Source organism: Frigoribacterium endophyticum (assembly GCF_011759585.1).
GTDB lineage: Bacteria > Actinomycetota > Actinomycetes > Actinomycetales > Microbacteriaceae > Frigoribacterium > Frigoribacterium endophyticum.
The window spans coordinates 998,107-1,018,423 of the sequence record NZ_JAAOYV010000001.1; the positions used below are offsets into that span (position 1 = coordinate 998,107).

19 protein-coding genes are annotated in these 20,317 nt (G+C 72.6%); 17 read left to right on the forward strand and 2 right to left on the reverse strand.

Annotated elements, in window-relative coordinates:
- Window positions 1-41: 41 nt before the first annotated feature.
- The gene (gene holA, locus FHR77_RS04650; RefSeq protein WP_167259025.1) at window positions 42-1,076 is read left to right on the forward strand and encodes a DNA polymerase III subunit delta; all 1,035 of its coding nucleotides are present in this window, start codon (window positions 42-44) and stop codon (window positions 1,074-1,076) included.
- A gap of 828 nt (window positions 1,077-1,904) precedes the next feature.
- Here holA and rpsT read toward each other — a convergent pair.
- Entirely contained in the window at window positions 1,905-2,165 is a 261-nt protein-coding gene (rpsT, locus tag FHR77_RS04660) for a 30S ribosomal protein S20 (RefSeq protein ID WP_056054191.1), read from the reverse strand.
- A 236-nt stretch (window positions 2,166-2,401) separates the two neighbouring features.
- On the opposite strand from rpsT, the gene FHR77_RS04665 reads away from it, so the two are divergent.
- From FHR77_RS04665 to hemW, 5 genes are all read left to right on the forward strand, one after another.
- Window positions 2,402-3,589 carry a pyridoxal phosphate-dependent aminotransferase gene (locus FHR77_RS04665; protein ID WP_167259026.1) on the forward strand — a complete coding sequence of 396 codons (1,188 nt, stop codon included), beginning with the start codon at window positions 2,402-2,404 and terminating at the stop codon, window positions 3,587-3,589.
- A 102-nt stretch (window positions 3,590-3,691) separates the two neighbouring features.
- Window positions 3,692-4,006: a hypothetical protein gene (locus FHR77_RS04670; RefSeq protein ID WP_156369920.1), complete on the forward strand. Its 315-nt coding sequence runs from the start codon at window positions 3,692-3,694 to the stop codon at window positions 4,004-4,006.
- Between the two features lie 109 nt (window positions 4,007-4,115).
- Window positions 4,116-5,966: a translation elongation factor 4 gene (gene lepA / locus FHR77_RS04675; protein ID WP_056054197.1), complete on the forward strand. Its 1,851-nt coding sequence runs from the start codon at window positions 4,116-4,118 to the stop codon at window positions 5,964-5,966.
- A gap of 4 nt (window positions 5,967-5,970) precedes the next feature.
- On the forward strand, window positions 5,971-6,762 hold the full coding sequence (locus tag FHR77_RS04680; protein WP_082514327.1) for a DUF1990 family protein: 792 nt from the start codon (window positions 5,971-5,973) through the stop codon (window positions 6,760-6,762).
- Window positions 6,763-6,764: 2 nt separating this feature from the next.
- Window positions 6,765-7,991, forward strand: coding sequence for a radical SAM family heme chaperone HemW (gene hemW / locus FHR77_RS04685; protein ID WP_167259027.1), 1,227 nt, complete (start codon window positions 6,765-6,767; stop codon window positions 7,989-7,991).
- Window positions 7,992-8,057: 66 nt separating this feature from the next.
- On the opposite strand, the gene FHR77_RS15930 is transcribed toward hemW, so the two are convergent.
- Window positions 8,058-8,612, reverse strand: coding sequence for a DUF4870 domain-containing protein (locus tag FHR77_RS15930; protein ID WP_243861366.1), 555 nt, complete (start codon window positions 8,610-8,612; stop codon window positions 8,058-8,060).
- Window positions 8,613-8,860: 248 nt separating this feature from the next.
- Between FHR77_RS15930 and hrcA the strand changes: the two genes are divergently transcribed.
- The 11 genes from hrcA (at window position 8,861) to leuA (ending at window position 20,153) form a co-directional block, all read left to right on the forward strand.
- Entirely contained in the window at window positions 8,861-9,883 is a 1,023-nt protein-coding gene (hrcA, locus tag FHR77_RS04695) for a heat-inducible transcriptional repressor HrcA (RefSeq protein ID WP_167259028.1), read from the forward strand.
- A gap of 139 nt (window positions 9,884-10,022) precedes the next feature.
- Window positions 10,023-11,135 (forward strand): molecular chaperone DnaJ, encoded by a 1,113-nt coding sequence (gene dnaJ / locus FHR77_RS04700; RefSeq protein WP_167259029.1) that lies wholly within the window; start codon window positions 10,023-10,025, stop codon window positions 11,133-11,135.
- A 2-nt stretch (window positions 11,136-11,137) separates the two neighbouring features.
- Entirely contained in the window at window positions 11,138-11,881 is a 744-nt protein-coding gene (locus FHR77_RS04705) for a 16S rRNA (uracil(1498)-N(3))-methyltransferase (RefSeq protein WP_167259030.1), read from the forward strand.
- Between the two features lie 56 nt (window positions 11,882-11,937).
- Entirely contained in the window at window positions 11,938-12,360 is a 423-nt protein-coding gene (locus tag FHR77_RS04710) for a histidine triad nucleotide-binding protein (RefSeq protein ID WP_167259031.1), read from the forward strand.
- Window positions 12,350-13,438, forward strand: a complete 1,089-nt coding sequence (locus FHR77_RS04715; protein WP_424955528.1) for a PhoH family protein — start codon at window positions 12,350-12,352, stop codon at window positions 13,436-13,438. Before FHR77_RS04710 ends, FHR77_RS04715 begins: the two co-directional genes overlap by 11 nt.
- A complete protein-coding gene (ybeY, locus tag FHR77_RS04720) occupies window positions 13,435-13,896 on the forward strand; it encodes an rRNA maturation RNase YbeY (RefSeq protein ID WP_056054216.1) in 462 nt (153 codons plus the stop codon). The genes FHR77_RS04715 and ybeY overlap by 4 nt, the downstream gene beginning before the upstream one ends.
- A 7-nt stretch (window positions 13,897-13,903) precedes the next feature.
- Complete coding sequence (locus tag FHR77_RS04725; protein WP_208380637.1) at window positions 13,904-15,208, forward strand: hemolysin family protein; 1,305 nt, start codon at window positions 13,904-13,906, stop codon at window positions 15,206-15,208.
- On the forward strand, window positions 15,205-16,143 hold the full coding sequence (gene era / locus FHR77_RS04730) for a GTPase Era (protein ID WP_167259033.1): 939 nt from the start codon (window positions 15,205-15,207) through the stop codon (window positions 16,141-16,143). Before FHR77_RS04725 ends, era begins: the two co-directional genes overlap by 4 nt.
- 99 nt (window positions 16,144-16,242) lie before the next feature.
- Window positions 16,243-17,517: a sensor histidine kinase gene (locus tag FHR77_RS16355; RefSeq protein WP_341777219.1), complete on the forward strand. Its 1,275-nt coding sequence runs from the start codon at window positions 16,243-16,245 to the stop codon at window positions 17,515-17,517.
- Window positions 17,514-18,200, forward strand: a complete 687-nt coding sequence (locus tag FHR77_RS04740) for a response regulator (RefSeq protein ID WP_056054229.1) — start codon at window positions 17,514-17,516, stop codon at window positions 18,198-18,200. Before FHR77_RS16355 ends, FHR77_RS04740 begins: the two co-directional genes overlap by 4 nt.
- A gap of 192 nt (window positions 18,201-18,392) precedes the next feature.
- Window positions 18,393-20,153, forward strand: coding sequence for a 2-isopropylmalate synthase (gene leuA, locus FHR77_RS04745; RefSeq protein WP_167259034.1), 1,761 nt, complete (start codon window positions 18,393-18,395; stop codon window positions 20,151-20,153).
- The last annotated feature ends 164 nt before the right edge of the window (window positions 20,154-20,317 follow it).

A 20,317-nucleotide genomic window follows, 5' to 3' on the forward strand; every position in this document is an offset into this window, starting at 1 on the left:
GATCACCGGCTGCCCGGGGCGGCCGCACCTGGAGGAGGACCGTGGCCGCGAAGACGACCGGCAAGACCGTCAAGAAGGCGTCGGTCAGCGTCGACCAGGTCGCGTGGCACCAGATCCGACCGGCCCCCGTCGTGCTCGTGAGCGGGCCGGAGCAGTTCCTCGCCGACCGGGCCGTGCGGCAGCTGCGTGACCAGCTCACGGCGGAGGACCCGAGCCTCGAGGTCAACGACCTCGAGGCCGACCACTACCAGCCGGGCGAGCTCATCTCGCTCGCGAGCCCCTCCCTGTTCGCCGAGCCGCGCCTCATCCGGGTCTCCTCCGTCGAGAAGTGCACGGACGCGTTCCTCACCGAGACGCTCCGCTACCTCGAGTCGCCCGCCGACGACACGTACCTCGTGCTCCGGCACGGCGGCGGCGTGAGGGGCAAGAAGCTCCTCGACGCGCTGCGCTCCGGGCTCGGCGGCGGCTTCGAGGTCGTCTGCGCCGAGCTGAAGAAAGAGACCGAGAAGCTCGACTTCGCCGCCGCCGAGTTCCGGGCCGAGCGTCGTCGGGTCACGTCGGGGGCCCTGCGCGCCCTCGTGACGGCCTTCAACGACGACCTCGCCGAGCTGGCCAGCGCGTGCCAGCAGCTGATCTCCGACGCGGCGGACGAGATCACGGAGGCCACGGTCGAGAAGTACTACGCCGGCCGTGTCGAGACGAACGCCTTCAAGGTGGCCGACATGGCGATCGCGGGTCGGCAGGGCGAGGCGCTGGTGCTCCTGCGGCACGCCCTGTCGTCCGGGGCGGATCCGGTGCCCGTGGTGGCCGCGTTCGCGATGAAGGTCCGCACGATGGCGAAGGTGCAGGGCTCGTACGGGCCGTCGGGCCAGCTGGCCTCGCGCTTCGGCATGGCGCCCTGGCAGGTCGAGCGGGCGCAGCGCGACGTGCGTGGCTGGAGCGAGGACGGCCTCGGGCGCTGCATCGAGCTCATCGCCGAGACCGACGCCGCCGTCAAGGGCGCCGAGCGCGACGCGATCTACGCCCTCGAGCGCATGGTGACCGCCGTCGCGACCCGCGGCTCCCTCGCCCGCTGACCCGCGCCTCCCGCCCCGCCCCGTCCCGCGCCATCCCGCGCCGCGCTGCCCCGCGCCGCGCTGCCCCTCGCCGCGCTGCCCCGCGCCGCGCTGCCCCGCGCCGCGCCGCGCCGCCCCGCCCCGCGCCGGCCTGCGTCGTCGGGCCCCGCCCGAGGGTGCCCCCTCCCTCCCTCCGTCGCGCGCCGGCGGTGGTCGGCAACTCCTGCACGGTGCCCTCATCGGCTCCCGGGACGGCCGCTCAGCGACACCCCGCAGGAGTTGCCGACCGCGCCGCGTCGGAGGCGCTGAACCGGCGCCGACGCGGTGCCGCCGCCGCCGCATGTTCGGCGCAGCGAAGCGTGCGTCGGCGACTCCTGCTCTCGGTCGCGTGAGCGGCGTGGGGGCCACGTCGGCGGGCAGGCCGCAGGAGTTGCCGACCGTCCGCGGGGGAGGCGCGTGCCGATTCGGTCGCGGCCCGGACGTGCTGCGCAGCGAGGCGTGCGTCGGCAACTCCTGCTCCTGGTCGCGGGAGCGGCGTGGGGGCCGGCCCGGCGAGCAGGCTGCAGGAGTTGCCGACGGCTCGCGGGGGAGGCGCGGTGCCGGTCCCGCCGCGCTCCGGACGTGCGGCGCGGCCAAGCGTGCGTCGGCAACTCCTGCTCCCTGTCTCGAGAGCGGCGTGGGGGCCGCCCTGGCGGGCAGCCCGCAGGAGTTGCCGACGGCGACGGCGACGGCCCGCGACCGCCGGCCGCGGGCACGACGAAGGCCCCGTCTCCGAGGAGACGGGGCCTTCGTCGTCGACGACCAGGTCGTCGGGGATGCTGCGTCAGCGACGCGTCACCGGGGTTCGGCTCAGAGAGCGCTGACCTGCTTGGCGATGGCCGACTTGCGGTTCGCGGCCTGGTTCTTGTGGATGACGCCCTTGCTGGCGGCCTTGTCGAGTTTCTTCGCCGCGAGGGCGAGGGTGCTGGTGGCCTTGTCCTTGTCGCCCGAGACGATGGCCTCGCGCGTGGCGCGGATCGCGGTCTTGAGCTCGCTCTTGACGGCCTTGTTGCGGTCCTGGGCCTTCTTGTTGGTGCCGATGCGCTTGATCTGCGACTTGATGTTTGCCACGTTCGCTACTTCCTTGGTTTCTGTGTCTGGACGAGTGATGCGCCAGCCGACCGGAGGACGGTGCGTCCTGCCCGGGCTGCCGCCGGTGCTGCCACCGGAGCGGCTCACGGCTGGGATCGCGTTCCGTCAGTTCAGACGTAACGCGCAAGCCAACAGGCAACGTTACCAGTCGCGTCCGCCATCCTCAACGACCGAGGGGCCGGAGGCGCGGCGTGTCGCCCGTAGTACCGTTCAGCATGCCTTCGCTCGCCCCGCACGTCGCGTCCGTCCCCACGTCCGGCATCCGACGGATCTTCGAGATCGCGGCGAAGCTGGACGACGTCGCGATGCTCGTCGTGGGGGAGCCCGACGTGCCCGTGCCGCACCACGTCGCCGACGCGGCGAGGCGCGCCTGGGCCGACGACCGCACGAACTACACGCCGAACGGCGGCGTCCCCGCGCTCCGCGAGGCCCTGGTGGCGAAGCTCGCCCGCGAGAACGACGTCCACGTCGACGTCGAGCAGGTCTGGGTGACGGTCGGCGCCACGCAGGCCCTGCACCAGACGATGGGCCTGCTGCTGGCCGCGGGAGACGAGGTCCTCGTGCCCGACCCCGGCTACACGACCTTCACGATGAACGCCCGCATGCTCGACGCCGTCCCCGTGCCCTACGCGCTGTCGCCCGACCGCGGCTTCGTGCCGCACGTCGACGACCTCGAGAAGCTCGTCACTCCGCGAACCCGGGTGATCATCGTCAACTCGCCGTCGAACCCCCTCGGCGTCGTCTACGAGCGGGAGGTGCTGCAGTCGCTCCTCGACTTCGCGGCGCGCCACGACCTCTGGGTGATCAGCGACGAGGTCTACGAGTACTTCACCTACGGCACGCCCCACGTCAGCCTGGCGAGCCTCGACGCCGACGACCGCGTCTTCAGCGTCTTCTCGACGAGCAAGACGTACGCGATGACCGGGGTCCGGGTCGGCTACCTCGTGACGCCGCGCGGCCTCGCCGACACGATGCGCACGGTGCAGGAGGCCGCGATCAGCTGTGTCGCCGAGCCCGACCAGCTGGCGGCCCTCGCGGCCGTCCTCGGCGACCACTCGCCGGTCTCCGAGGCCCGCGAGCACTACCGCAGCAACCTCGAGCTGGCGAAGGGCCTGCTCGACGAGCGGGGCATCCGCTACCTCGACCCGCAGGGCGCCTTCTACCTCTGGATCGACGTCGGCCACGCCTCGCGGGGCGACGTCGCCGCCTGGGCGGAGGATCTCTTGTTCCAGCACCGCGTCGCCGTCGCGCCGGGCAGCGCGTTCGGCCGCTCCGGCGAGGGCTGGATCCGCGTCTGCCTCGCCTCGTCGCCCGAGGTGATCACGCGGGGCCTGGCCGCGCTGCCCGCTCCCGGCGACCCGCGACGCCCGCTCGGCCGCGCCTCCGTCGTGTCGTCCGACTGACCCGTCCCGCACCTCCCGCACCGCCGGGCGAGGGCGGGCCCCCGGCCGTTTCCGGGGGTCAGCCCCCGAGGAGTCGCGGGTCGACTTTCCTAGGCTCGGTGCATGACCTCGACCACCACCGCCCCCGCCCCGTCCCCCTCCGTCGCCGCCCCCGCCGCTGCCTCCGCGCCGCTCAGCATCACGAGCCTCGTGCTCGGCCTGGTCTCCGTCGCCGCCGGCTTCACCCTCGTCGTGCCGATCGTCGGCCTCGTGCTCGGCGTCCTCGCGCGCCGTCGCGAGCCCGAGGCGCGCACGTTCTCGACGATCGGCATCGTCGCCAACGCCGTCATGCTCGCGGGCGCGGCGATCGTGCTGGGCCTCGGCCTGGCCGTGGGCGTCCCGCTCGGCGTCGCGCACCTCCTCGGCGGCCTCGGCTAGGCGGCCCGGGCCGACCCGCCGGGGGCGCGGGTCGGCGCTGCCGGGCCCTCGCCGCGTCGCGGGCGTGGGAGAATGCTCGGACCCCCGCCCGCCACCCCCAGAGGACCGTGTGAGCCCCCAAGCACTCCGAGCACTCGAGCCGGCCCAGACCGCGCCCGAGCAACTCCGCAACTTCTGCATCATCGCGCACATCGACCACGGTAAGTCGACGCTGGCCGACCGCATGCTCGGCATCACCGGCGTCGTCGAGAGCCGCGCCATGCGCGCCCAGTACCTCGACCGCATGGACATCGAGCGCGAGCGCGGCATCACGATCAAGAGCCAGGCCGTCCGCATGCCGTGGGAGCGCGACGGGGCGACCTACGCGCTGAACATGATCGACACCCCCGGGCACGTCGACTTCAGCTACGAGGTCTCCCGATCGCTCGCCGCCTGCGAGGGCGCGATCCTCCTGGTCGACGCCGCGCAGGGCATCGAGGCCCAGACGCTGGCGAACCTCTACCTGGCGCTCGAGAACGACCTCGAGATCATCCCGGTGCTCAACAAGATCGACCTGCCCGCGGCCGACCCCGACAAGTACGCGGCCGAGCTCGCGAGCCTGATCGGCGGCGACCCCGCCGACGTCCTCCGCGTCAGCGGCAAGACCGGCATGGGCGTCGAGGAGCTCCTCGACCGCGTGGTCGACCGCATCCCGTCGCCGGTCGGCGTCGCCGACGCCCCGCCGCGAGCGATGATCTTCGACTCGGTCTACGACAGCTACCGCGGCGTCGTGACATACATCCGGATGATCGACGGCACGCTGCACCCTCGCGAGAAGGTCCAGATGATGTCGACGAAGTCGACGCACGAGATCCTCGAGATCGGCGTCTCGTCGCCGGAGCCGGTGCCGAGCGCGGGGCTCAGCGTCGGCGAGGTCGGGTACCTCATCACCGGCGTGAAGGACGTCCGGCAGTCGAAGGTCGGCGACACCGTCACGACCCACGCGAAGCCGGCCACCGAGGCGCTGCCGGGCTACACCGAGCCGCTCCCGATGGTGTTCTCGGGCCTCTACCCGATCGACGGCAGCGACTACCCCGACCTCCGCGAGGCGCTCGACAAGCTTAAGCTCTCCGACGCGGCGTTGGTCTACGAGCCCGAGACGTCGGTGGCCCTCGGTTTCGGCTTCCGCTGCGGGTTCCTCGGCCTGCTGCACCTCGAGATCATCACCGAGCGGCTCGAGCGCGAGTTCGGCCTCGATCTGATCACGACCGCGCCGAGCGTGGTCTACGAGGTCACGGCGGAGGACGGCAAGACCGTCACCGTGACCAACCCCAGCGAGTTCCCCGGCGGCAAGATCGCCAGCGTCCGCGAGCCGATGGTGAAGGCCGCCATCCTCGCCCCGAAGGACTACGTCGGCGTGATCATGGAGCTCTGCCAGCAGCGCCGCGGGTCGCTGCTCGGCATGGAGTACCTCGGCGAGGACCGCGTCGAGATCCGCTACGCGATGCCGCTCGGCGAGATCGTCTTCGACTTCTTCGACAGCCTCAAGTCGAAGACGGCCGGCTACGCGAGCCTCGACTACGAGCCCACCGGCGAGCAGGAGGCCGACCTGGTCAAGGTCGACATCCTGCTGCAGGGCGAGCAGGTCGACGCCTTCAGCGCCATCGTCCACCGCGACAAGGCCTACGCCTACGGCGTGCTGATGACCGGGCGCCTCCGCGAGCTCATCCCGCGCCAGCAGTTCGAGGTGCCCATCCAGGCCGCGATCGGCGCGCGGATCATCGCGCGCGAGAGCATCCGCGCGATGCGCAAGGACGTCCTCGCCAAGTGCTACGGCGGCGACATCACCCGCAAGCGCAAGCTGCTCGAGAAGCAGAAGGAGGGCAAGAAGCGCATGAAGACCATCGGTCGCGTGGAGGTCCCCCAGGAGGCGTTCATCGCCGCCCTCTCCGGCGACACGGAGAAGAAGGACAAGAAGTAGCCCCATGCGCCGAGCCACCCACACCGAGACCCGGACCACCTACGGCGAGGTCGGGGCCACCCAGGCCGCCGACCTGATGCAGTACCCGCCGGTCGGTTTCACCCCGGTCGAGTACCGCACCCGGGTGGGCCACGGCGACGCGCGCTTCGAGGCGGCCTGCATCGCCGCCCTGACCTGGAAGATCCAGGAGCGCAGCGGCATCACGGTGCGCGTCGACGACGTCCCGCCCGCCGATGACACCGGCTACGTGCCGGTGACGTTCGACGAGTCGGGCGAGCCGGTCGACCCGGCGCACTGGAGCGAGGAGCGCCCCGACGAGTCGCGCTACGCGCCCGACGGCACGCCCTTCCTCACGGCCGGCACGACCGCGACGCTGGTCATCTCTGCCTGGGGCCGCCAGGTGGAGGCGCCGGTGCGCGTCGTCTACGTCGTCGACGAGCCGAAGCGCAAGGGCTTCGCCTACGGCACGCTCGAGGGCCACCCCGAGAGCGGAGAAGAGAGCTGGATCGTCGACCAGACCGACGACGGCTCGGTGTGGCTGACGATCCGTGCCTTCTCGCGCCCGAGCACGTGGCGCTGGCGCCTCGTGTCGCCGTTCATGAAGCGGACGCAGACCCTCTACACGAAGCGCTACCTCCAGGCCCTGAGCCAGAACGACGAGACCGGCGACGCGAGCGAGACCGTGCCGAGCGTCGACGACGTCGACCTCGCGGCCGCCGCCGAGGCCGCGGCGGACGACGAGGAGTCGCGCCGTCACGGTCCCGACGAGGTCCGCGACGTGCGTCCGGGCCACTGACGGTGCCCGGAGCCCTCCCCGTCGCCGACCCGGCCCCCGCCGACGGATCCCTGCCCGCCTCCGTTTGCGAGGGCGTCGCCGACCGCGACCTCGGCGTCTACCTCCACGTCCCGTTCTGCCGCGTCCGCTGCGGCTACTGCGACTTCAACACCTACACGGGCGACGAGCTGCGCGGGGCCCGTCGCGACGACTACGCCTCGCAGGCGGTGGCCGAGGTGGCCCAGGCCGGCCGTGTGCTCGAGCGGGCGGGCCTGCCGCCGCGCCGCGCCTCCACCGTGTTCTTCGGCGGCGGCACCCCGACGATGCTGCCGCACACCGACCTCGCGACGATGCTGCACGCCGTCGTCGACACCTGGGGGCTGGAGGCGGGGGCCGAGGTCACGACGGAGGCCAACCCGGACAGCGTCGACGCGGAGTACCTGCGCGCCCTCGCCGCCGCCGGCTTCACCCGGGTCAGCTTCGGCATGCAGTCGGCCGTGCCGAGCGTGCTGGCCACGCTCGAGCGCACCCACGACCCCGAGCGCATCCCGCTCGTCGTGGCCTGGGCCCGGGAGGCCGGCCTCGACGTCAGCCTCGACCTCATCTACGGCACGCCGGGCGAGACCCTCGACGACTGGACGAGGTCGCTCGACGTCGCCCTCGCGCAGGAGCCCGACCACCTCTCGGCCTACGCCCTGATCGTCGAGGACGGCACGAAGCTCGCCCGGCAGATCCGCCGCGGCGAGGTCGCCCAGCCCGACGACGACACGGCCGCCGACATGTACGAGCTGGCCGACGCCCGCCTCGCCGAGGCCGGCTACGACTGGTACGAGGTGAGCAACTGGTCGCGCGGCGTCGAGCACCGGTCGCGCCACAACCTGTCGTACTGGACGGGCCAGGACTGGTGGGGCGTCGGGCCCGGCGCACACAGCCACGTCGGCGGGGTCCGCTGGTGGAACGTCAAGCACCCCGCCGCCTACGCGCAGCGCATGACCGCGGGGGAGTCGCCCGGGGCGGGGCGGGAGACCCTCGACGACGAGACGCGCCGGGTCGAGCGCGTGCTGCTCGCCGTGCGCACGCGGGACGGCCTGCCGACGAGCGACCTCGACGCGACGGGCCGGGCGGCGGTCGCCGGGCTCATCGCGGACGGATGGATCGACGGCCGCGCCGCCCTCGCCGGCCGCGTCGAGCTGACGCGCACCGGGCGCCTGATGGCCGACGCCGTCGTCAGCCGGCTGCTCCCGGCGTGACGCGAGGCGCGCCTCCCCGGGGGAGACGCGCCTCGGTGGGTGCGGCGGCGCTGTCGCGCCGGCGGGCTACGCCTTGATGAACTCGATCGTCAGCGGGTACTTGTAGTACTCGCCCTTGTTCGCGGCGAGGGCCGCGAGGATGCTGAAGACGAGGATGACGATGCCGACGGCGGCCGAGATCAGGTAGCCGACGAGGACGATCCAGAGCAGGGCGCCGACCACGCTCGCGATCGTCATCGTGATCTGGAAGTTGAGCGCCTGACGCGTGTGCTCCCGGATGAACGGACCGCGGTCCTTCAGCACGAGGTAGCCGACGAGCGCCGGGATGAACCCGAACAGGATCCCGCCGACGTGGATCAGGGTCGACCAGAGCTTCTCGTCCTCCGGACGGAGGGGCTGGCCGGCCTGCTGGTAGCCGGCGCCGCCGCCCGGGGCCTGCTGGCCCCACGGCTGCTGCTGGCCGTAGGGCTGCGGGCCGCCCTGCGGCGCCTGCTGGCCGGGTGCCTGCTGGCCGGGTGCCTGCTGCCCGTACGGCGGCGGGCCGGGCTGGCCGGCCGGGCCGCCCTGGCCGGGCTGCTTGGCGTAGGGGTCCTGCGGCTCTGCGGGCGGGGTGTCGGTCATCTGCTCACCTGGTTCGTCGTGGTCGGAGGTGACGGCCTCCCGCCCCGGAGGGGCCGGTGCCCGAGGGCGTCGACCGGACCGCGCGGTCCGGTGTCCGTCACGCCGAGCATAGGACAGGGAGGCGCGGCGCGAGTAGGTACCGCCAGGCCGGTGGCGTAGCATTGGCAGTCTGGTACGGCGAGTGCCAGCCGGTCCGTGTCGACGCCCGCGGGGCGCGCCGGGCCCGTGGTGCGATGAGGAGGTGTGCGGTGGTCTCGGAACGAGGGCTCGAGGTGCTGCGCGTCATCGTGCACGACTACGTCGCCTCCCGGGAGCCCGTGGGCTCGAAGTCCATCGTCGAGCGGCACCAGTTCGGCGTCTCTGCCGCGACGATCCGCAACGACATGGCCCTCCTCGAGGAGGAGGAGCTCATCGCGGCCCCGCACACCTCCAGCGGCCGCGTCCCGACCGACAAGGGGTACCGCCTCTTCGTCGACCAGCTCGCCGACCTCCGCCCGCTCAGCGCCGCGCAGCGCCAGGCGATCGAGACCTTCCTCGGCGACTCCACCGACCTCGACGAGGTCCTCGGCCGCACCGTCCGCCTGCTCAGCCAGCTGACGAACCAGGTCGCGCTCGTCCAGTACCCCTCCTTCTCGCGGGCCCGCGTCCGCCACGTCGAGCTCGTCAGCCTCGCCGAGCGCCGGGTCATGACGGTGCTCATCACCGACACGGGCCAGGTCGAGCAGCGGGTCGTCGAGCTCCCCGCGCCGGTCGACGAGTCCTTCCTCGGCGAGCTGCGCTCCTCGCTCAACGCCCTCGTCGGCGGGGCTGCCCTGAGCGCCGCCGCGACGGCGCTGGCCGACCTGTCGGCGCAGCACCCGCCCGAGCGCGCGGCCACCGTCGGGCTCCTCGTGGCGAGCCTCGTCGAGCAGCTCGCCACCGGCCGCCAGGACCGCCTGGTCATGGCGGGCGCGGCGAACCTCGTCCGCATCGGCGACGACTTCAGCGGCAACCTCTACCCCGTCCTCGAGGCCATCGAGGAGCAGGTGGCGCTGCTCCGGCTCTTCGGCGAGATGCAGCTCGACGCCGTCGACGTCGCCGCCAGCATCGGCCGCGAGAACGAGTCGTTCGGGCTCTCGCAGGCGTCCGTCCTCGCGAGCGGCTACTCGTCGTCGGGCAGCGAGATCGCCCGCCTGGGCGTGCTCGGCCCGATGCGCATGGACTACTCGACCAACATGGCGGCGGTCCGGGCGGTCGCCCGCTACCTCTCGTCCCTGCTCTCCGAGCGCTGACGAGGGCCGTCGCCGGCCTGCGGCCCCGACCACCGACTCCACCCCCTGACACGACACACGACCAGCAGACACCCCACCCAGACATCCGCCCCGCGGCCCCCGCGGAGCGCAGACGCACACCAGAGGCAGACGAGAACCAGTGGCAGATCATTACGACGTGCTCGGAGTCGACCGCTCGGCGACCCCGGAGGAGATCAAGAAGGCGTACCGCCGGCTCGCCCGCGAGCTGCACCCCGACGTGAACCCCAGCCCGGAGGCGTCCGAGCGGTTCAAGGACGTCACGCACGCCTACGACGTCCTCAGCGACCCCCAGCAGCGGGAGCGCTACGACCTCGGCCCGCAGGCCGGCTTCGGCGGGGGAGGCGGCGCCGCGGGCTTCGGCGACATCTTCGACGCCTTCTTCGGCGGCGGGGGAGGCGGCGGCCAGCGCCAGGGGCCGAGGTCGCGTCGCGAGCGCGGCCAGGACGCCCTGCTCCGCCTCGAGGTCGACCTGGAAGAGATCGTCTTCGGCACCCAGCGCGACATCGAGGTCGACACCGCGGTCCTCTGCGAGACCTGCTCCGGGTCCTGCTGCGCGCCCGGCACCTCGCCCCAGACCTGCGACATCTGCCACGGCTCGGGCCAGATCCAGCGCCAGGTCCGCTCGCTGCTCGGCAACGTCATGACCTCCAGCCCCTGCGGCACCTGCCGCGGCTACGGCACAGTCATCCCGAACCCGTGCCCGACCTGTCAGGGCCAGGGCCGCGTCCGCGCGCGCCGCACCATCCCCATCGACATCCCAGCGGGCGTCGACACCGGCCTCCGCCTCCAGCTGCCCGGCCAGGGCGAGGTCGGCCAGGCCGGCGGCCCCAACGGCGACCTCTACCTCGAGGTCAAGGTCCGCCACCACGAGACGTACAGCCGCAACGGCGACGACCTCCTGGCGACGCTCGAGGTGCAGATGTCCGACGCGATCCTCGGCACCGAGACGACCCTCGACGGCCTCGACGGCGCGGTGGAGATCGAGCTCAAGCCCGGCACCCAGAGCGGCGACGTGCTCACCGTCCGCGACCGCGGGGTCACGAAGCTCCGCGGCACGGGCCGCGGCGACCTCAAGATCGGCGTCCAGGTGGTGACGCCGACGAAGCTCAGCCACAAGGAGCGCGAGCTGATCGAGAAGTTCGCCGCCGGCCGTCGCGAGCAGGCGCCGGAGCTCTCGCAGTTCCAGCAGGGCCTGTTCGGCAAGCTCCGCGACCGGTTCCTCAACTTCTGATCGTGGCGCACTTCTACCTGGTCGACGACCTGACGGAGGCGGTGGCCGGCTCGACCGTCACGGTCACCGGCGCCGAGGCCCGGCACGCCGTCACCGTCAGCCGGGTGCGGGTCGGCGAGCAGCTCACGCTCGGCGACGGCCGCGGCACGGTGGTGCGGGGCGAGGTGACCGAGGCGACCGGAGACCGGCTGTCGCTGGTGGCGGCGACCGTCACCGCGCATCCTCGGCCGGGGGTGCGGATCGCGCTGGCCCAGGCCCTCGCGAAGGGCGACCGCGACGAGCTGGCCGTCCAGGCCGCGACGGAGCTCGGGGTCGACGAGGTCGTCCCCTGGTCGGCGTCGCGGTCGGTGTCGCGCTGGGAGGGCGCCAAGGTCGCGAAGGGCACGAGCCGCTGGCGCGCGATCACCCGTGAGGCGACGAAGCAGGCGATCCGGCCCTGGGCGCCCGAGGTGCTCGACCTCGCGACGACGAAGCAGCTCGCGGCCCGCACGGCGCTCGGCCCGGTGCTCGTGCTGGAGCCGACGGCCGACCGCGCGCTCTCCGCGGTCGACCTCCCGCCCGAGGGAGGCGCGGGCTCGGTCGTCACGGTGGTGGTCGGCCCCGAGGGCGGCGTCTCGACCGCCGAGCTCGCCCTCTTCGTCGACGCGGGCGCCACGCTCGCGAGGCTCGGCGACAGCGTGCTGCGGACCTCGACGGCGGGCCCGGCGGCCCTGGCCGTCCTCAGCGTGCGGCTCGGTCGCTGGTAGGCGGCCCCGTCGCCGACGTCGGGCCGGTGTCACCGGCCGCCGGTACGATGAGCGGCATGTCCGACGACCAGACCAGCCAGGCCCCCGGCGGCTCCGACCAGCCGTCCGTCTTCAGCCGCATCGTCGCGCGCGAGATCCCGGCCGACATCGTCTTCGAGAACGAGCGGGTCATCGCGTTCCGCGACGTCGAGCCCAAGGCTCCCGTCCACCTGCTCGTCGTCCCCAAGAGCGAGCGGTGGCACGACGTCGCCGAGCTGGCCGCGGGCGACCCCGCGCTGCTCGCCGAGATCGTGGCGACGGCCTCGGCCCTGTCGGCCGACCCGGCCGTCTTCCGCTCCGACGACGGCACCGACCTCTCGGTCGGCCGCGGCGAGTTCCGGCTCGTCTTCAACACCGGCCCCTCGGCCGGCCAGACCGTGTTCCACGCGCACGCCCACGTGCTCGGGGGACTCCTCCAGGAAGGCACCCTTGCCCACTAGCGACACTCCGTCCACCGGCTCCGACGCCCGCGCCGAGGGCGCGACCCGGGTCGACATCACCGTCGACGGCGTCGCGATGGTCCAGCTGCTCGGTCCCCACGACCGGCTCCTCAAGACCGTCGAGAAGCAGTACCCCGATGTCCGTGTCCTCGTGCGGGGCAACGAGGTCGGACTCGAGGGGCCGGCGGCGTCGGTCGCCCGGGCCCGGGGCCTCGTCGACGAGCTCGTCTCGCTGGTGCGCAACGGCCACGACCTCGTCCCGGCCGAGGTCGAGACCAGCGCGAAGCTGCTCGACTCCGGGCAGGCCGCGCCCGCGGACGTCTTCGGCCAGCCGATCGTCTCGAGCCGCGGCAAGTCCGTCCGGGCGAAGACGCTCGGCCAGGCCCGCTACGTCGAGGCGATCGACCAGCACACCATCACGTTCGGCATCGGCCCCGCGGGCACCGGCAAGACCTACCTCGCCATGGCGAAGGCGGTCCAGGCCCTGCAGCGGCGCGAGGTGCAGCGCATCATCCTCACGCGCCCCGCCGTCGAGGCGGGGGAGCGCCTGGGCTTCCTCCCCGGCACCCTCACCGACAAGATCGACCCGTACCTCCGCCCGCTCTACGACGCGCTCAACGAGATGATGGACCCGGAGATCGTGCCCAAGCTGCTCGCGGCCGGCACCGTCGAGGTCGCCCCGCTCGCCTACATGCGCGGCCGGACCCTGAACGACGCCTTCGTCGTGCTCGACGAGGCGCAGAACACGACGCCCGAGCAGATGAAGATGTTCCTCACCCGGCTCGGCTTCGGCTCCCGCATGGTCGTGACGGGCGACGTCACCCAGATCGACCTGCCGACCGGCGCGAGCGGCCTTCAGCTCGTGACCCGCGTGCTCGACGGCATCGACGACATCCACTTCGCCCGCCTGACGAGCGACGACGTCGTCCGTCACACCCTCGTCGGCCGGATCGTCGACGCCTACACGACGTACGACGCCGAGCGGCAGGCGCAGCGCACCCACCGAGAAGAGCAGGCGGCGGCCGCGCGGCCCTCGTCCGCCGACGGTGCGTCGCGGTCGACGGGAGGCAGCCGATGAGCATCGAGGTCAACAACGAGTCGAGCATCGAGGTCGACGAGGCCGCGCTGCAGCGGCTCGCGACCTTCGCCCTCGACCAGATGCACGTGCACCCCGAGGCCGAGCTGGCGATCGTGCTCGTCGACGAGGCCGCCATGGAGCAGCTGCACGTCCAGTGGATGGACGAGCCGGGCCCGACCGACGTGCTCAGCTTCCCCATGGACGAGCTGCGCCCCGGTACGGAAGACGACCCGACCCCGGCCGGGCTGCTCGGCGACATCGTGGTCTGCCCGCAGGTCGCGGTCTCGCAGGCGGCGACGGCGGGCCACTCGCCCCTCGACGAGATGCTGCTGCTCACCTGCCACGGCGTCCTGCACCTGCTCGGCTTCGACCACGCCGAGCCGGAGGAGGAGCGCGAGATGTTCGGGCTGCAGCGCGAGATCCTGGCCGCCTTCGCGGCCGCCGACGAGAGACGGTGACGCCGTGATGGTCACCGTGTTCGTCATCGTGGCCGTCGTGCTCGTCGTCCTCGGAGGGCTGCTCGCGGCCGTCGACTCGGCCCTGGGCGTCCTCAGCCGGGGCGACCTGCACGAGGAGGCCGAGGCCTCCCCGCGCAGCCGGGCGGCCCTGCTCGCCGTCGCCGACGACGTCGGCGCCCACGTCAACGCCGTCAACTTCATGCGCATTGTCGCCGAGACGTCGGCGGCCGTGCTCGTCACGCTCTCGTTCGCGACGGCCGTCGACCAGTGGTGGCTGGCCCTGCTGCTGTCGGCGCTCATCATGACCGTCGTGTCGTTCGTGCTGGTGGGCTCGAGCCCCCGCAGCGTCGGCCGCGCCCACGCCCGCGGGCTCGTGGTCGTCACGGCCGGGCTCGTCCGGGCCCTCCGGCTCGTGCTCGGCCCCCTGGCCGACGCCCTGGTCGCCGTCGGCAACCGGGTCACCCCGGGGCGGCCGCGCACCGCGTCGTTCTCGTCGGAGGAACAGCTGCTCAGCATGGTCGACGAGGCCACCGAGCTCGACGTCCTCGAGGAGGACGACCGGGAGCTCATCCACTCGATCTTCGAGTTCAGCGACACCGTCGTCCGCGAGGTCATGGTGCCCCGCACCGACATGGTGACCGTCGAGGCGACGGCGACCGTCGGCTCCGCGATGAGCCTCTTCCTCGGCCGGGGCGTGTCGCGCGTGCCGGTCGTCGGCCGCGACAGCGACGACGTCGTCGGGGTGGTCTACCTCCGCGACCTCGCCCGGCGCCTGCACGAGCACGTCGGCGACGACTCGGCGCCGGTCGTGGGGCTCGCCCGCCCCGCCCTCTTCGTCCCCGAGTCGAAGAAGGCCGACGACACGCTGCGCCAGATGCAGGTCGACAAGAACCACCTCGCGATGGTCGTCGACGAGTACGGCGGCATCGCCGGGCTCGTCACCCTGGAGGACCTCATCGAGGAGCTCGTCGGCGACATCAGCGACGAGTACGACCGAACGGTCGCCGCCCACCGCGAGGTCAGCCCCGGCGTCTTCCGCGTCAGCGCTCGCATGCCCGTCGACGAGCTCGGCGACCTGTTCGGCCTCGAGCTCGACGACGACGACGTCGACTCCGTCGGCGGGCTCCTCACCAAGGCGCTCGGCCGCCTGCCCGAGAAGGGCTCGGTCGTGACCGTGTCCGGTCTCGTGCTGACCGCCGACCGGACCGAGGGCCGCCGGCACGACCTCCAGACCGTGCTCGTCGAGCGCAGTCCCGACCTGACGGCCGCCGAGGCCGACACCGCACCCGCCACGACGAGAGAAGCACCATGACGAACACCGACGACGCCGACCGCACCTCCGCCGCGCCTCCGGCGGGGTCCACCTACCGCGCGGGCTTCGTCTCGTTCGTCGGCCGCCCGAACGTCGGCAAGTCCACGCTGACGAACGCCCTCGTCGGCGAGAAGGTGGCGATCACGTCGTCGAAGCCGCAGACGACGCGCCGCGCCATCCGCGGCATCGTCCACCGCGAGGTCGGTCAGCTCGTCGTCGTCGACACCCCGGGCATGCACCGCCCGCGCACCCTCCTCGGCGAACGCCTCAACAGCGTCGTCCAGACGACGCTCGGCGACGTCGACGTCATCGGCTTCTGCGTGCCGGCCGACGAGAAGATCGGACCCGGCGACAAGTTCATCAACGAGCAGCTCGACGCCTTCCCCCGGGCGAAGAAGGTCGCCATCGTGACGAAGACCGACACGATCTCGCGGCCCGCCGTGGCGGAGCAGCTGCTCGCCGTGAGCAAGCTCCGCGACTGGGAGGCGATCATCCCGCTCTCCGCCGTCGAGGGCGTGCAGCTCGACGTGCTCACCACCGAGCTGATCAAGCTGATGCCGGTCTCGCAGCCGCTCTACCCGGCCGACGCCGTCACGGAGGAGGTCGTGCAGGACAGGATCGCCGAGTTCATCCGCGAGGCCGCGCTCGAGGGCGTGGAGGACGAGCTGCCCCACTCGCTGGCCGTCACGATCGACGACATGATCGAGCGCGACGACCGCGACCTGCTCGAGATCTACGCGAACCTGTTCGTCGAGCGCGACAGCCAGAAGGGCATCGTCATCGGAGGAGGCGGCGCTCGCCTCCGCGAGGTCGGCGCCCGGGCCCGGGCCCAGATCGAGCCGCTCGTCGGCAAGCAGGTCTTCCTGTCGATCCGGGTCAAGGTCGCGAAGGACTGGCAGCGCGACCCGAAGCTGCTCGGCCGCCTCGGGTTCTGACCCGGCGGTGTCCCTCCACAGGATGATCCCCGTCGTCCTCTCGTCGTCCGGGGCGCCGTCGGTGTCGTGGGGCCGGGCCGCGGGCCGTACGGTGGTGCGGTGATCTTCCGACGACTCGCCCCGTACCAGGTGGTCGTCGACGTGTCGGCCGCGGTCGTCCTCGGGGTCGTCGCGCTGGGCCTCAGCGCGGGAGGCACGGCGGCCGGGCTGGTGATCGCGGGCATGACGGCGACGCTCGCCGTCCGGCGGCTCGCCCCGGGCCCGTCGCTCGTGCTCGCCTGGGTCGTGGCGATCAGCGAGATGCTGTCGCAGACCAGCCCCGGGGTGAGCAACCTGGCGATCTGCGCGGTGCTCTACACGGTCGCCGCCTACGGCACCGAGGCGACGAAGTGGGCGGGGCTCGTCTCCACGGTCGTCGGGGCCGCCGTGGGCACCTTCTACGTCACGAGCGTGCAGACCACGCTCTTCGGCATCGACTACACGGTGTACGGCCTGCAGGACGTCGTGCGCATCCTGCTCCAGCTGGGCATCACCTTCCTCGGCTTCCTCGCCCTCCTCGGCCTGCCGTGGGCGGGCGGCCTCCTGGCGCGAGCACGGTCGTCCGAGCGGCTCAGCCGTGAGGCGCAGCTCATCGCCGAGCGCGAGACGGCGCGGGCGGAGGGCGAGGTCGCCCGCATCGAGCGGGAGGCCGCCCGGGCCGAGCGCGACGTGGCGGTCGAGCAGGAGCGCAACCGCATCGCCCGCGACATGCACGACGTCGTCGCGCACTCCCTGGCCGTCGTCATCGCCCAGGCCGACGGCGCCCGCTACGCGGCCAGGGTCGACGCCGGGTCCGTCGACGACGCCCTCGTCACCATCGCGACCACGGCCCGGGAGGCGCTCGGCGACGTCCGCGTGCTGCTCGGGCAGCTCCGCCACAGCCAGGGGGAGGCGCCCCAGCCGGCCCTCGGCGACCTCGACCGGCTGCTGGAGCAGATGCGCGCCTCCGGCCTGGTCATCGAGCACCGGGTGCAGGGGGAGGCGCAGGTGCTGGGCACCAACCGTCAGCTCGCCGTCTTCCGGATCGTGCAGGAGTCGCTGACGAACGTGCTGCGCCACGGCGCCGCGGGGGCGCCCGTCGACCTCCTCTTCGACTGGCGCTACGAGGCCCTCCACCTGGTCGTCACGAACGTCGTCCGGCCCGCCACCCAGCCCGTCGACACCCGCCCCGGCGGAGACGACCGCCGCGGAGGCGGGCACGGCCTCGACGGGATGCGCGAGCGCGCGACCCTCGCCGGCGGCTCGCTCACCACGCAGGACGCCGACGGTCGCTTCGTCGTGCACGCCGTCGTGCCCACCCTCGCCCTCACCCAAGAAGTAGGAATCCGCCGATGAGCCCCACCACGCCCGCCACCGCCGTCCGAGTCGCGCTCGTCGACGACCAGGCCCTCTTCCGGGCCGGCATCAAGATGCTCGTCAGCTCGCAGCCCGACCTCGAGTTCGTCGGCGAGGCCAGCAACGGGGAGGAGGGCGTCGCCATGGTCGCCGCGACCCGCCCCGACGTGGTGCTGATGGACATCCGCATGCCCGTGATGGACGGCATCGCCGCGACGACGGCCGTCCTCGCCCAGGCCCAGGCCGCCTCCCGGAAGCCGCCGCGCGTCATCGTGCTCACGACCTTCGACCTCGACGAGGCCGCGACCCGGGCCATCCGGGGCGGGGCCAGCGGGTTCGTCCTGAAGGACGCCGACCCCGAGTTCCTGCTCGCGGCCATCCGGACCGTGCACGCCGGCAACGCCGTCATCGCCGCCTCCGCCACCCGTGAGCTCTTCGAGCACTTCGACGGGCGGTCGGCGCGGGCCGCCGCGGTGCCCGCCGCCTTCGGCACGCTCACCACGCGCGAGCGCGACATCTTCGACCTCGCCGCCCGCGGGCTCAGCAACTCCGAGATCGCCGGGCGGGAGTACCTCAGCGAGGCCACGGTCAAGACGCACATCAGCCGCGTGCTGTCGAAGCTGTCGCTGCGCGACCGGGTGCAGCTCGTCGTCTACGCCTACGAGCACGGGCTGGCGGAGTAGCCGGGCGCCGGCGTCGTCACGGTCCAGCGTGCCGTCGAGGTCGGTGCTAGCCTCGGCACGTGCTCACCTGTGCGCTCCGCCTCCTTCGCCGCCGCGACGAGTCCTGACCCTGGCCTCCCTCGTCGCGGAGTTCGCCGTCGGCCGACCCACCCGCGAAGACAGCCCCTCCCGGGGCGAGAGAGACCTGAGACCATGAAGAACGCACAGCAGCCCTCGGCCATGCCGATCCACAAGTACCGTCCGTTCCACGAGCAGATCGCCGTCGACCTGCCCGACAGGACGTGGCCCGCCAAGCGGATCGAGCAGGCCCCGCGCTGGTGCGCCGTCGACCTCCGTGACGGCAACCAGGCGCTGATCGACCCGATGAGCCCCGAGCGCAAGCGCATCATGTTCGACCTGCTGGTCGGCATGGGCTACAAGGAGATCGAGGTCGGGTTCCCGAGCGCCTCGCAGACCGACTTCGACTTCGTGCGCAGCCTCATCGACGAGGGCGCCATCCCCGACGACGTGACCATCCAGGTGCTGACGCAGGCCCGCGAGCACCTCATCGCGCGCACCTACGAGTCGATCGCGGGGGCGAAGCAGGCGATCGTCCACCTGTACAACAGCACGAGCGTCCTCCAGCGTGACGTCGTCTTCCGCACCGACCGCCAGGGCATCGTCGACATCGCCCTGGAGGGCGTCCGGCTCTGCCGCGAGCACGAGGCGACGATCCCCGAGACCACCGTCTTCTACGAGTACTCGCCCGAGAGCTACACCGGCACCGAGCTGGAGTTCGCGCGCGACATCTGCAACCAGGTGATCGAGGCCTTCGACGCGACTCCTGACCGCCCCGTCATCATCAACCTCCCGGCCACCGTCGAGATGGCGACGCCCAACGTCTACGCCGACTCGATCGAGTGGATGCACCGCAACCTGGCGCGTCGCGACAGCGTCATCCTGTCGCTGCACCCCCACAACGACCGCGGCACCGGCATCGCGGCCGCCGAGCTGGGCTACCTGGCCGGCGCCGACCGCATCGAGGGCTGCCTCTTCGGCAACGGCGAGCGGACGGGCAACGTCGACCTCGTCGCCCTGGGCATCAACCTGTTCACGCAGGGCATCGACCCGCAGATCGACTTCAGCGACCTCGACATGGTCAAGCGCACCGCCGAGCACTGCAACCAGCTGCCCGTCCACGAGCGCAGCCCCTGGGCGGGCGACCTGGTCTACACGGCCTTCTCCGGCTCGCACCAGGACGCCATCAAGAAGGGCTTCGAGGCGATGGCCGCGACCGCCGCCGAGCGGGGCGTCGACGTCGACCAGCTCGAGTGGGCCGTGCCCTACCTGCCGGTCGACCCGAAAGACCTCGGCCGCAGCTACGAGGCCGTCATCCGCGTCAACTCGCAGTCCGGCAAGGGCGGCGTGGCCTACCTGCTCAAGGCCGACCACGCGATCGACCTGCCCCGCAAGCTGCAGATCGAGTTCAGCGGCGTCGTGCAGTCGCGCACGGACGCCGAGGGCGGCGAGATGACGAGCTCGCACATCTGGTCGATCTTCCAGGACGAGTACCTGCCCGCCGACGACGCCGACGAGAAGTGGGGCCGCTTCGAGCTGACCCGCACGGGCACGTCGAGCGACATGAGCGGCGAGACCAGCCTCGACGTCGAGCTGCGCGTCGGCGACGAGCGCCAGCTGACGACCGGTCGCGGCACCGGGCCGATCGCGGCGTTCCTCTCCGTGCTCAGCGAGCACGGCGTCTCGGTGAAGCTGTACGACTTCGTCGAGCACACGCTCAGCGCCAGCGGCGACGCCCAGGCCGCGGCCTACGTCGACCTCGACGTCGACGGCACGCGTCTCTGGGGCGTCGGCATCGACGCCGACAGCTCGACGGCGTCGCTGAAGGCGATCGTCTCGGCCGTCAACCGGGCCATCCGCCAGACGTCGGAGACGCGCGAGCTCGCCGACGTCTAGTCTCCGTCGCCGTGGCCGTGGCCGTGGCCGTGGCCGTGGCCGGGGCTCGAGCCCGTGGCCTCTGCCGTGGCCGTGGCTCGAGGCGGTGGCCTCTGCCGTAGCTGCAGCCGCAGCCGCAGCCGCAGCCGCAGCCTCGGCTTCTGGCCGACCTCGTCGGCTCGTCA

Coding starts and splice junctions, on each gene's coding strand:
- FHR77_RS04680 (WP_082514327.1), top strand. CDS start 5,971: ATGCGCCGAGCCACCCACACCGAGACCCGGACCACCTACGGCGAGGTC.
- FHR77_RS04665 (WP_167259026.1), top strand. CDS start 2,402: ATGCCTTCGCTCGCCCCGCACGTCGCGTCCGTCCCCACGTCCGGCATC.
- FHR77_RS04710 (WP_167259031.1), top strand. CDS start 11,938: ATGTCCGACGACCAGACCAGCCAGGCCCCCGGCGGCTCCGACCAGCCG.
- FHR77_RS15930 (WP_243861366.1), bottom strand. CDS start 8,612: ATGACCGACACCCCGCCCGCAGAGCCGCAGGACCCCTACGCCAAGCAG.
- FHR77_RS04670 (WP_156369920.1), top strand. CDS start 3,692: ATGACCTCGACCACCACCGCCCCCGCCCCGTCCCCCTCCGTCGCCGCC.
- FHR77_RS04725 (WP_208380637.1), top strand. CDS start 13,904: ATGGTCACCGTGTTCGTCATCGTGGCCGTCGTGCTCGTCGTCCTCGGA.
- era (WP_167259033.1), top strand. CDS start 15,205: ATGACGAACACCGACGACGCCGACCGCACCTCCGCCGCGCCTCCGGCG.
- leuA (WP_167259034.1), top strand. CDS start 18,393: ATGAAGAACGCACAGCAGCCCTCGGCCATGCCGATCCACAAGTACCGT.
- ybeY (WP_056054216.1), top strand. CDS start 13,435: ATGAGCATCGAGGTCAACAACGAGTCGAGCATCGAGGTCGACGAGGCC.
- FHR77_RS04740 (WP_056054229.1), top strand. CDS start 17,514: ATGAGCCCCACCACGCCCGCCACCGCCGTCCGAGTCGCGCTCGTCGAC.